Below are 12,017 nucleotides of genomic sequence, written 5' to 3'. Positions count from 1 at the left end.
TGGGTTTGCTTGCCTGCTTTCTCGGGGCCGCGCGGGGATGTCCCACGCCGTTTGCTCGGATATCGCAGTCTACCGCCGGGGCGACCGCTGGCCCAGTGGTTATGTACCGAGCCGCGGTGACACCCCCGCCAGCAGCATGTCCAGCGCGCGGGTGAAATCGCCTTTGGGCGTCGATCGCTGACTGATCACTGCCAAGGCCGCCAGCTGACGGAACTCCTCGGCGGCCAGCGCGCCGATCTGCGCTGCGGCGGCCGCCGTCTCGCCCTCAGGCGCCGACGGACCGGCCAGTTCCACCTGCACACTGCCCATGACCAGGGCGAGGACAGCACGAAAGGCCGCTAGCAGGGTTTCGTCCGTCAGCCCTGCGGTACCCAGCGCCTGGACCAGGCGTGCGGCCGCGGTGTAACTCGAGGCCGACACCGTTCGGCGGGTCAGGACCAGCGGCACGGCGTTGGGATGGCGCCGCACTCCGTCCCACATTGCACCGGCGACGGCTCGCACTTCATCGGCCCAATCGTCACAGCGGCCGGGCAACTGCATATCGGCGACGACCGCCTCGGCCACCAGCTCCTCGAGCTCGTCGCGATTCTTGACGTAGTTGTAGAGCGTCATCGGCCCGGTGCCGAGTGCCGCGCCCAGGGTGCGCATGCTCAGCGCGCTCAAGCCGTCACGGTCGACGATCTCCAGGGCCGCGGCCTGGACTTCGTCGAGGGTGAACCTCGCCCGCATCTCTTCCCACTCCCCGTTCGGTCACCAACCAAGCACTTGACACGTACATCGTACGCGTACTGGACGCGTACACCGAACGTATCGAGAGCTTTCGATGATCCGGCCCGGCACTACGACGGCGACCAGACCGCGTTCCCACAGGAGCACCTTCGTGTCGCGTGAATTGCTGTACCACAATGATATTCGCTTCATCAGGTAGGCCAGCAGGCTCTCGCCTGTCGATGGGGCGCGCAACAGTCCGGGTGTCGGATGGACCGATCACGACGTGCTGCTGATGGCCGCCTCTTCGCGGTCACGTCGCCTGTATCGGCCGCAAAGGTTTTCGCGACCTGACGTCAGATCAACTCGCGCGCCACCTCGGCGACATTGTCTGCAGTGAAGCCGAAGTGGTCGCGAAGATCTGGAGCCGGGCCGGAAGCGCCGAAACCGCCCATCGCGATGATGCGCCCCTGCGGTCCGACGTGACGTTCCCAGCCGAACCCGGCGGCGGCCTCCACCGCGACCCTGGCCGTGAGCTCTGGCGGGAGGACAGAATCGCGGTACGCCTGGTCCTGGTCGTCGAACAGCGCCCACGACGGCATGCTGACGACGCGGACGGCGATATCCTTGTCGGCCAATATGTTCCGAGCCTCCAGCGCCAACGCCACTTCGCTTCCGGTGGCGATGATCAGCACTTGCGGGCACACACCGTCGGCCGGATCCACCAGGACGTAGCCGCCCCGGGCCAGGCCCGCCGCACTCGCGACCTCACCGCGATCCAACACCGGCAGGTCCTGCTTGGACAGCACCAAAGCGACCGGCCGGTCGGCGACGACCATGATCACCCGCCAGGCCTCTCGGATCTCGTTGGCATCAGCAGGCCGAAGGTCGATCAGGTGCGGGATCGCCCGCAGCGAGGCGAGTTGTTCGATCGGCTGGTGGGTGGGGCCGTCCTCCCCCATCCCGATGGAGTCGTGGGTGTAGATGTGGATCACCGGCTGGCCCATCAGGGCGCTGAGGCGAAGCGGTCCGCGCTGGAAGTCGGAGAACACCAGGAACCCCGCCTGAAATGGGCGTAACCCGCACAGCGCCAATCCGTTGCACGCCGCCGCCGCAGCCGCCTCTCGCACCCCGAAGTGCAGGTTCCGCCCCGCATAGTCGGCTGGGCCAAAGTGTCCGGCTGCGCCGTCCAGCGCGGTCTTGGTCGACGGAGCCAGGTCCGAGGCGCCCCCGATCAGCCACGGAACGGCTGCAGCGACGGCGTTGAGAACGTCATGGTTGGCCACCCGTCCGGCCAGTGGGCCATCGGCAGGGGTGAACTCAGGCAGATCGCTGTCCCAACCGGAGGGTGGTACCCCGTCCAGCATGGCGTCCAGCGCAGAAGCCAGCTCTTGGTGGGTGATTCGATAATGTGCCAGGGCAGCATCCCACTTGGCTCGGCGGCTCTGCCCGCGCGCGGCGACACCGAGCGCGAACTGCTCGTAGGCCACGTCGGGCACCAGGAAGTCCGCGTCCGGCCAGCGATAGAACTGCTTTGCAGCTCGCGCCTCATCCTCGCCGAGGGGTTCACTGTGCGCAGCGGCGGTGCCCTGTTTGGTGGGCGCGCCGAAGCCGATGATACTGCTGACGATGATGAGCATCGGCGAACCGGTGTGACCGACGAACTGCGTGAAAGCCCTACGGAGAGCGCTGATATCGTTGGCATCCGCCACGTAGGTGACCGTCCATCCGTAGGCACGGAATCGGGTCGCCACGTCCTCGGTGAACGCCAGGGAGGTGTCACCTTCGATGGTGACCGCGTTGCTGTCGTAGACCCAACAGAGGTTATCGAGCTTGAGATGCCCCGCAAGCGACGCGGCCTCCTGACCAATGCCTTCCATCAGGTCACCGTCACCAGCCAGCGCGTACACCCGGTAATCGAAGATCTCGAAGCCGGGCCGGTTGAACTGCGCGCCCTGCCATTTGGCGGCCATGGCCATTCCCACGCTGGTCGCCACTCCGGTGCCCAACGGACCGGTGGTGCATTCCACACCGTCGGCCGCACCGTATTCGGGGTGCCCGGCGCATGGGCTGCCGAGTTGGCGGAAACGGCGGATGTCGTCCAGCTCTATCGCGAACCGGTCGGAGTCCGCAGACCGGACGCCGGCCAGATGTAGCAAGGCGTACAACAACATCGACGCGTGCCCCGCGGAAAGCACGAACCGGTCGCGATTGATCCACCGCGGGTCGTGCACGTCGTAGGACAAGGTGTGGTTCCACAACGTGTAGCCAACCGGCGCCAATGCCATGGCGGCGCCGGGGTGACCCGACTTGGCCTGAGCGATCGCGTCGATGACCAGTGTCCTGATGGTGTTGATGGCGACGGTGTCGACATCCACCTCACTACTGATCTGCAGATCAGTCATGTGCGCTCCCGGTCTCGGGGGTGGTGCTGCCGGAGAGCCGCTCCACCAGTCGCAGCAGCGCGGAATGGTCGAGGTCACCGTCGCCTTGGGCGTGTGCGGCAGACATCAGTTGCGCCACCACCGCACCGAGTGGGGTGGCGGTGCGGACCGCACGGGCCGCACTGGTGAAGATACCAAGATCCTTGTCGTGCAGCGCGATCCGGAATCCAGGAGAGAACTCGTGGGCCACCATCGTGCGGGCCTTTCGGTCCATCACTGTGCTGCCGGCCAGGCCGGCCTGAAGTACCGAGATCGCGGCGTCGGTGTCAACGTGGTGAGCCGCCAAGAACACCAGCGCCTCAGCGAGCAGTTCGATATTGCCCGCTACGATCAGTTGGTTGGCGGCTTTGACGGTTTGACCCGATCCCAGCGGGCCGACGTGCACGATCGTCCGGCCCAGATGCTTGAGCACCGGCTCGGCTGCGGCGAGTGCTGTGGCCGCACCGCCGACCATGATCGACAGGGTGCCGTCTATCGCCGCCTGCTCGCCCCCACTGACCGGGGCATCGAGGAATCGCAGACCGCGACTCTGCGCCTGCGCACCGATCACGCGGGCGGTGTCAGGTCGGATACTGCTCATGTCGATGAACAGCGCGCCGGGGCGGGCATGCGCGATCACTCCCCCGTCCCCGAAGGACACCTGTTCGACGTCCGGAGAGTCGGGCAGCATCGTGATGATGACGTCGGCATCGCGGACCGCACCGGCGATATCGTCGGCCACGCGCAGACCGCGCGACGTCAGGGCTTCAGACCTGGCGCGGGTTCGGCTGTAGCCGTTGACGTTCAAACCCGCCGCGCACAGGTTGGCCGCCATGGGGGCGCCCATGATGCCCAACCCGATGAAGCCCACCGTCGGGGCGCTCATCGCGTCACCTGCCCCGGCACCGACGCGGCGCTGCGACCGAAGGTCGGATCCAGCTGGGTCAGCCAGCTCAGCCCGGCGCCGGTGTCCGCCGCCGGCACGTACTCCAGCCCGATACGACCGGTGTAGCCGGCACGTTCCAGCGATTCGACCAGATCGATGATGGGCGCCACTCCGGTACCGGGTTCGTGTCGGCCGGGCGCATCGGCCACCTGCACGTGCCCGATATCGTCGGCGTGCTCGGCGACCAGCAGTTCGAGGTCGTCGCCGTTGACGGTCAAGTGGTACAGGTCGGCGAGTAAGGCGATGCGTCCCTTGGTGATTCGCCCACGGACACCACCAAGGACCCTCAGCCCATCGGCAGCCAGCTTCAGCGGATAGGCGGCGACCCCGCTGATCGGCTCCACCAGCACCGCGGCCCCGATGGAGTCCGCGTGCTCGGTGGCAGCGGCCAGCGCGGCCACCGCGGCCTCGGCTTGCTCGGTGTCGCTCACCGCGTCGAGCCGATTGCCGTAGAGCGCATTGAAACCGGTGACACCGAGTCGTGCGCCGATCTCGACGGCGATGGCGACACTGTCATCGAATTCTTGCCGCCGCGCGGGGTGTGATGCGACACCTCGTTCTCCGGCCGCCATGTCGCCGGCGAAGAAATTCAGGCCGCGTAGTTGCACACCGGCGTCGGTGACCGAGGCGACGAAGGCGTCGACGTCGGCCGTCGCCGGATGGGCGCTGACGAACGGCCACCAGCACTCGATGGCGGTGAAACCGGCCGCGGCGGCGGCAGCGGGCCGCCGTTCGAACGGAACCTCACCGAACAACAGGGAGATGTTGGCCTGCGACTGACGCCACAATGCGGAAACCACGATGTCCTCAATTCCTAACTTGCCACTGCGGCAGAAGAACTGCGCCCGGCTGGGAGTTGCCGAGTCCGGCACACTCTCCTGACAGTAGGGTCGGAGTGCCTCGCGAACAATGACGGGTCAACCCGGGCATTGTTCGCAGTCACCGAACAGTGGCGGCATACAACGAGTACCGTCTCGCGTCATGACGCAGCCCAACATCACCCTGCGCCAACTGCGGGCATTCCTGACCGTGGCCGAGCACCGGAGCTTCTCCCGCGCCGCCGAGCAGCTGTTGGTGTCCAACCCCTGGCTCAGTGAAACCATCAAAGACCTCGAGCGCCAACTCAAATTCCAGTTGTTCGTCCGCACCACCCGCTCGGTCGAGCTGACCGATGCAGGCGTGGTGCTCTCCAGCCTGGCGGCCCGGGTGCTCGACGATCTCGATTCCGCGATCAAAGCCGCGCAGCGGACCGCCGACCGCGACGGATCGGTACTGACTCTCGGATACACGATCGGCGCTGGACTGGAAGTGATTCCATGGCTGCTGCGGGCGTTCGCAGCCGAGTATCCGCAGCGCCCGTTGCGGTCGGTGGAATATGACTTCACCGACCCGACGGCGGGGCTCCGGGACTCGTCGGTGCACGCCGCGATCATTCGGCCACCAACCGGTCTGGCCGGTTTGACGACGCTGGAGCTGCTCACCGAGGACCGGGTGGCCTGCCTCCCCGAAGGCCACCCGCTGGCCGCCCAGGACAGCGTGAGCGTCGCCGATCTTCTCAAAGAGCCCATCATTGCCGCGCCGAAAGCACCGGGCCCCTGGCGTGATTACTGGCTGTTGTCCGATTACCGCACCACACCGGCACCCGTCGTCGACGAAGCCAGCACCCGCGACGGCGAACTGCATCTGGTAGCCCGCGGGGTCGGGATCAGCGTCACCTCCGCTGGGGCGCAGCGGTTCTACTCGCGGCCCGGGGTGGCTTTCCGCCGCATCCGCGACATCCCCCCGTGCGTGGTGGCGCTGGCCTGGTGGCCCGAACACACCGCCAAGGTCGCCGACCTGGTGACCATCGCCACCGGGTTCAAAGCCGTCGCCGACCAGCTCGCCGACCCCGACTGAGATGCCCGCTTCACGGTCAGGGTGTCCGGAGAGCACCGAATCGCCTTGATTGCCAACATTTCCCGGGCGCCAACTCACGGCGACACATTGCCGCCGGCGGCACGCACACGAAATAGTTCGCTCTCACCGAACAATCCAGCGGCAGCTTCGTCATTGTGTCGCCCCGCGGACGGTCATACGGTCAACGCACTCCGAACGGTGGGTTCCTCGCAACGTTGCGTTGGCGTGTCAGTCACCGGGCAGGTGCTCAAGCGGCACGATGCCGCACATGACCGGCGATCCACGGCCACGCCGTCGCACGAGAAATGGGAACCATGACCTCCACAGCACAATCTTCGACGGGAACACAGCCCAAACTACGACGGACACTGGCGACCTGGGCGGCGATCTCGCTGTCGGTCGCCGCCATGGGTGCCAGCCTGGCGATCAACATCAACCCCCAAGGTGCGGGCGCGACGGTCGGCCGTGCGGTCCCGCTGACATTCGTGCTCGCGACGGTCGGCGTGCTGCTGGTCGCCTACGGATTCGCTCGGGTCTGCAGCCGGCTCAGCCATGCCGGGTCGGTGTTCGGCCTGACGGGTATCACGATTGGGCCAAGGGCCGGGGTGGTGGCCGGTTGGTCGCTGTTCGGTGCCTACCTCAGCTTCATGTTGACCACATCGATGACCGCAGGCATCTTCGGGGCGGAATTCCTGCGCGGCCTCGGCGTGTATGACACGACACCGGCGATCGTGCCCTGGATCATCGCGCTGGTGGCGGTCGGCATCGCCACGCTACTGGCCATCTCGCCGGTGAAGAAATCGATGGCCACCCTGCTGTGGGTGGAAATCTGTACCACCGCGGTGATCGCCATCATCGCAGTGGTGGTCGTGGTGCGCGTCGTCGGCGGCACCGCTCCCGGCGGCCAGCACTTCACCCTGGACATGTTCACCGTCCCACCCGGGATATCGACCAGCACACTGTTTCTGGGCATCGTGTTCGGGTTCCTGTCGTTCGCCGGTTTCGAAGCAGCCGCCTCACTGGGTGAAGAGACCACCAACCCCAAGCGTGCGATCCCCATCGCCATCTTCGGCGTGGCACTGTTCGGTGGACTGTTCTACATCGTCGGAACCACCGTGGAGATGCTGGGTTTCGGCACGGACACCGCCGGAGTCGACGCGTTCTCCAAGTCGGCCTCACTGTTCGGGACACTCGGCGAGCAATACGTCGCTCCCGTCGTCGGTGACCTGGTGACACTCGGCACCGCCATCTCCGCCATGGGCTGCGCGCTGGCCACCGCCGTCGCCGCATCCCGGCTGCTGTTCGCACTGAACCGCGGCGCGCTCGAACACCGCGGATTCACCAAGGTCTCCGCCAAGACCGGAACACCAGTCACTGCAACACTTTTCGTATGCGGCCTGGCCGCAGCCATCATCGTGCTCATCAGGCTGGCCGTCACCGACGCCGCGTTCGACCTGTTCGCCTGGTCCGGCACGGTCGGCACGCTGGTGCTGCTGGTCGCCTATGCGCTGTTCTCGGTGGGGGCGTGGTACTACCTCTGCGTCCGTGCGCCACGCCAGGGCCACAAGGCCGCCATCCTGGACTACGTAGTGCCCGTCCTGGCGGTCGGCGTGATCGGATACACCATGGTCCGTAACGTCTCCCCCTGGCCCACGACCGCACCCGGCCGGGCCAACATCATCATCGCCGCGATCTGGGTGATCGCCATCATCGTGGTCATCGTGGCCGCCCCGAAGACCACCCGCAGGATCGCCGAGTCCTTGAGTCACGACGAAGGACTGGCCACCGAAGCCGGCTACCTGGCCGTCGCGGTCGAGGAAGTCGACGAGCACCTGAACCGCCACGACCACCACACGCCCGCGTCCACCCCGGTCGCCGCAGACGGCGCAACCCCGTGACGGCCCGCGGGCAATCCCACCTCGACATCGACGAGCACTGGACCTATCACGGCCTGCAGGTGGTGCGGTTGCAGAACGAGCACCTGGCCCTCGACGTGCTACCGCAGCGCGGTGCCAACATCTTTCGGGTCCTCGACAAACACCGCGATGTCGACGTGTTGTGGAAGTCGCCGCGCGTCGCCCCGCACGTCGCGGCGGTGCACGCCGATTTCGACGACCACTGGGCCGGCGGCTGGGACGACGCCTTTCCCGGCGGCCGCGCCAGCCGCAACCGGTACGGGGACCTGCTGCCCTACATGGGCGAGATCTGGACCGCCCCAGCTACTTACCAGATCCATCGCGACACCGACTCGGTCGCGCTGACCACCACGGTGCGCACACCGATCACCCCGGCCGAACTGACCCGCACCATCACGTTGCGCTCCGACGAGCAGCGCTTCACGTTGAGCTACACCCTGCGCAACATCGGCACCATGCCCTTCGACTACAACTGGGGCATCCACCCGAGCCTGGCAATCCGGCCCGGCATGCGCTTCGACATCCCCGCCACCCGTGGGCTCGTCGACGAAGCCGGCGGTGAGCTGCTCGGGTGCCCCGGCGACGACTATGACTGGCCCACCCTGCGCGGCCGCGACCTGCGTCGCGCCGACGATATTGACACCGGGGCGTTCGCCTTGCACTACCTGACCGGACTGACCGCAGGATGGGTCGCCGCCACCGACACCGCCGATCGCCGCGGCTTCGGCCTGTGCTTCGACCACGAGCTGTTCCCGGTCGTATGGTTCTGCCTGGTCTACGGCGGATGGCGCGGCTATCACCAGGCTCTGATCGAACCCTGGACCGGCTACCCCAGCCCACTGGACGAAGCTGTCGCCGCCGGCCGGGCCCGGTTGCTGGATCCCGGTGCCACGCAGACCACCGAGGTCGTCGCCGCGTTCTACGACGGAGTCGACACCGTCACCGAACTGCGCCCCGACGGGTCTGTCCGATGACGGCGCACGACACCCCGGTCCGACTGGGCCGGACGCCGGTGACCGTGACGGCACTGGGCTTCGGGGCCACCGCGATCGCCGGGATGTACACCGAAGTCAGCGACGAGACCGCGCAGGACACGGTCGAGGCGGCCTGGGCACTGGGATTGCGCTACTTCGACGCTGCCCCGCAATACGGGCGCGGTAATGGCGAGGTCCGCCTGGGCCGCGGCCTGGCGGGCTACCCCCGCGACGACTACGTGCTGTCCAGCAAGGTCGGCCGACTGTTACGCGCCGACGCACCACAGCACCCCGACGACTACGACTCCACCGGCCGCCCGTACGACGCCGGCGCCCCCGACGTGGCCACCGTCTACGACTACTCCCGCGACGGGGTGCTGCGGTCCATCGAGGAAAGCCTGACCAGGCTGGGTACCGACCGCCTGGACATCGCGCTGGTCCACGATCCTGACGACTATGTCGACGAGGCCTTGGCCACCGCATTCCCCGCCTTGATCGAACTGCGTGAGCAGAAGGTCGTCAGTGCGATCGGCGCCGGGATGAATCAGACCGCGGCGCTGGAGCGGTTCGCCCGGGAATCCGATCCGGACCTGTTCCTGCTCGCCGGCCGGTACACCCTGATGGAACAGGCTGCGCTGCAGTCTTTCCTACCGCTGTGCGCTCAGCGCGGCATCGCCGTCGTCGCCGGGGGCGTGTTCAACAGCGGCCTGTTGGCCGATGCCGGCCCCGGCGCCCGTTACAACTATGACCCCGCACCGCCTGACCTGATCGCCCGCGCCCGGCAGTTGGCCGCCCTCTGTCAACGCCACGATGTCCCGCTCAAAGCCGCCGCCTTGCAGTTCCCCATGGGCCACCCCGCCATCGCGGCGGTGCTCACCGGGGCCCGCAGCCGCGCTGAGATCACCGAGAACGCGACGTTGTTCGACCAGCCGATTCCCCCCGAACTGTGGGATGACCTCAAGGCCGAGCAGCTGATCGCCGCCGACGCACCGACACCCGCCGACCCGTGACCATCGTCGACGCCCACCACCACCTGTGGGACCCCGCCGTCGGCGAATACCCCTGGATGACTGGGGATTTCGCCGTGCTACGCCGACGTTACGACCTGGCCGATCTACTCCCGCAGCTGCGCGCCGCCGGTGTCAGCGCAACCATCGTCGTACAGGTCAGGGCCGATCTCGCCGAGACCGTCGAGCTGCTCGAATTATGCACCCGCACAACGACAATCGTCGGAGTGGTTGGGTGGGCCGATCTGACCGCCCCCGATGCCGCCGCCCAGATCGACATGCTGCGGACCGGCCCCGGTGGGCAACACCTAGTCGGTCTGCGCCACGGTGTCGCAGACGAACCCGACCCACACTGGCTGCTCCGCGATGACGTCGACACCGCCCTGCGAGCACTCACCGATCGAGGATTGACCTTCGATCTGGAGATCACCACCCGTGAACTCGGCGCCGCAAACGCTCTGGCGCGTCGCCACCCACAGCTGCGCTTCGTCGTCGACCACGGCGCCAAACCTCCGATCGCCCAAGGCTGGCACCAGGACTGGGCCGACGGCATCAGCGACCTGGCGCTGAACCCGAACGTCTGGTGCAAGCTCTCAGGGCTGGTCACCGAAGCGTCCTGGACCAGCTGGACGCCCACGGACCTGCAGCCGTACGTCGAACACCTGATCCGCTCATTCAGCGCTCAGCGGCTGATGTTCGGCTCCGACTGGCCGGTCTGCGAACTAGCCGCGAGCTACACCCAGGTGCTGGCCGCAGCGAACCGCAGTCTACTCGCCCTCAGCGACGGCGAGCGCCGAAACATTCTCAACGACAACGCCTTGCGTTTCTATCAGCCCCCCGACGCCAGCCCAGGAGACCAGCAATGAGTGCCGCCACCACAACCCAACACGACCTACAGCAGAGAGCCAAGCGCGTGCTGGCAGGCGGCGTCAGCAGCAACACCCGCCTGCTCAACCCGCACCTGATCGTCGAACGGGCCAGGGGCTGCCGGCTCTGGGATGCCGACGGCACCGAATACCTCGACTATCTGCTCGGTCAAGGACCCAACTTCCTCGGTTACGCCCCGCCTCGCGTGGTGGAGAAAATCGTTGCCGCCCAACACGATGGCATCATCTACGCGGCCACCCATCGCCGCGAGATCGAAGCCGCCGAACGCATCCTGGCCGTCCTGCCATGGGCCGACCAGCTACGCTTCGGCAGTTCCAGCAGTGAGATGATCCAAGCGGCAATGCGCATCGCCCGCAACGCGACGGGCCGCCGCTCCATCCTGCGTTTCCACGGGCACTATCACGGCTGGTTCGACAACATCCAGATCCGTTCCGACGGCGCCCAGGCCCTGCCGGGCAGCCTCGGACAAATCGCCGACGCCCTCGACCCCACGGTGACCATCGAATGGAACGACGCCGAAGCGTTCGCCGCGACCCTCGCCGAACATGGTGACACCATCGCCGCCGTCGTGATGGAGCCGATGATGCTCAACGCCGGCGCCATCGTCCCGGCTGAGGGCTATCTGCAGCATGTACGCGATCTGTGCAGCAGAGCAGGCATCGTGCTGATCTTCGATGAGACCATCTCCGGATTTCGGGTGTCACTCGGGGGTGCCGCCGAACTCTTCGGTGTCACACCGGATCTGGCTGTCTACGGCAAGGCGATGGCCGCAGGGTGGCCCTGTGCCGCGCTGGTCGGACGACACGAGTTGTTCGCCGACGTCGCCACCGGCGCGCTGACCCACGCAGGCACTTTCAACGGCAACACCATAGCCTCGGCAGCGGTGTTGGCCTCGCTCGACGAGCTCGAAGACCGCAGTGTCTACCGGCACGTCGAAACGGTCGGTAGCGCCCTCATCGAGGCCCTGACGGCGCTGGTGGATCACCACGACGTACCCATCAGATTCCAGGGCCTCCCGATGGCTTTCCACGCCCGATTCGACTCCGGCGCCGAACCCATCACCCGTTACCCACAGCTGCAGGCCATCGACGATCGGCGCTATGGGCGATTCGCGAACCAACTCATCACGTCCGGGATCTGGGTTGCCTACCGCGGCATCTGGTATGTGTCGGCTGCGCACACCATCGACGATGTCGACGAAACGGTGAAGCGTTTCGACGCCGCCCTGTCCGAGTTCACCCAGGGCTGAGCACATATCA

The 12,017-nt window shown here is 66.7% G+C and carries 10 protein-coding genes; 6 read left to right on the top strand and 4 right to left on the bottom strand.

Features of this window, described 5'->3' with window-relative positions:
- Positions 1 to 99: 99 nt before the first annotated feature.
- The 4 genes from H7J73_RS02310 to H7J73_RS02295 all read right to left on the bottom strand — a co-directional run bounded on the left by H7J73_RS02310 (position 100) and on the right by H7J73_RS02295 (position 4,877).
- Positions 100 to 729, bottom strand: coding sequence for a TetR/AcrR family transcriptional regulator (locus tag H7J73_RS02310; protein WP_264065620.1), 630 nt, complete (start codon positions 727 to 729; stop codon positions 100 to 102).
- Positions 730 to 1,064: 335 nt separating this feature from the next.
- Positions 1,065 to 3,113, bottom strand: coding sequence for a transketolase (tkt, locus tag H7J73_RS02305; RefSeq protein ID WP_264065619.1), 2,049 nt, complete (start codon positions 3,111 to 3,113; stop codon positions 1,065 to 1,067).
- Positions 3,106 to 4,017 carry a 2-hydroxy-3-oxopropionate reductase gene (locus H7J73_RS02300; protein WP_264065617.1) on the bottom strand — a complete coding sequence of 304 codons (912 nt, stop codon included), beginning with the start codon at positions 4,015 to 4,017 and terminating at the stop codon, positions 3,106 to 3,108. Before H7J73_RS02300 ends, tkt begins: the two co-directional genes overlap by 8 nt.
- Positions 4,014 to 4,877 (bottom strand): hydroxypyruvate isomerase family protein, encoded by an 864-nt coding sequence (locus H7J73_RS02295; RefSeq protein WP_264065616.1) that lies wholly within the window; start codon positions 4,875 to 4,877, stop codon positions 4,014 to 4,016. The genes H7J73_RS02300 and H7J73_RS02295 overlap by 4 nt, the downstream gene beginning before the upstream one ends.
- A gap of 181 nt (positions 4,878 to 5,058) precedes the next feature.
- On the opposite strand from H7J73_RS02295, the gene H7J73_RS02290 reads away from it, so the two are divergent.
- The 6 genes from H7J73_RS02290 to H7J73_RS02265 all read left to right on the top strand — a co-directional run bounded on the left by H7J73_RS02290 (position 5,059) and on the right by H7J73_RS02265 (position 12,007).
- A complete protein-coding gene (locus H7J73_RS02290) occupies positions 5,059 to 5,973 on the top strand; it encodes a LysR family transcriptional regulator (RefSeq protein ID WP_264065615.1) in 915 nt (304 codons plus the stop codon).
- A 314-nt stretch (positions 5,974 to 6,287) separates the two neighbouring features.
- Positions 6,288 to 7,871 (top strand): APC family permease, encoded by a 1,584-nt coding sequence (locus tag H7J73_RS02285; RefSeq protein WP_264065614.1) that lies wholly within the window; start codon positions 6,288 to 6,290, stop codon positions 7,869 to 7,871.
- Complete coding sequence (locus H7J73_RS02280; RefSeq protein WP_264065613.1) at positions 7,868 to 8,863, top strand: aldose epimerase family protein; 996 nt, start codon at positions 7,868 to 7,870, stop codon at positions 8,861 to 8,863. The genes H7J73_RS02285 and H7J73_RS02280 overlap by 4 nt, the downstream gene beginning before the upstream one ends.
- On the top strand, positions 8,860 to 9,873 hold the full coding sequence (locus H7J73_RS02275) for an aldo/keto reductase (RefSeq protein ID WP_264065612.1): 1,014 nt from the start codon (positions 8,860 to 8,862) through the stop codon (positions 9,871 to 9,873). The genes H7J73_RS02280 and H7J73_RS02275 overlap by 4 nt, the downstream gene beginning before the upstream one ends.
- Positions 9,870 to 10,736, top strand: a complete 867-nt coding sequence (locus H7J73_RS02270) for an amidohydrolase family protein (protein WP_264065611.1) — start codon at positions 9,870 to 9,872, stop codon at positions 10,734 to 10,736. Before H7J73_RS02275 ends, H7J73_RS02270 begins: the two co-directional genes overlap by 4 nt.
- On the top strand, positions 10,733 to 12,007 hold the full coding sequence (locus H7J73_RS02265; protein WP_264065610.1) for an aspartate aminotransferase family protein: 1,275 nt from the start codon (positions 10,733 to 10,735) through the stop codon (positions 12,005 to 12,007). Before H7J73_RS02270 ends, H7J73_RS02265 begins: the two co-directional genes overlap by 4 nt.
- Positions 12,008 to 12,017: the final 10 nt, after the last annotated feature.

The organism is Mycolicibacterium komossense, assembly GCF_025822605.1.
In the GTDB taxonomy this organism is placed as follows: Bacteria; Actinomycetota; Actinomycetes; order Mycobacteriales; family Mycobacteriaceae; genus Mycobacterium; species Mycobacterium komossense.
Note: the sequence above shows the minus strand (reverse complement) of the source record. Positions and strands in the feature narration are given on the sequence as shown.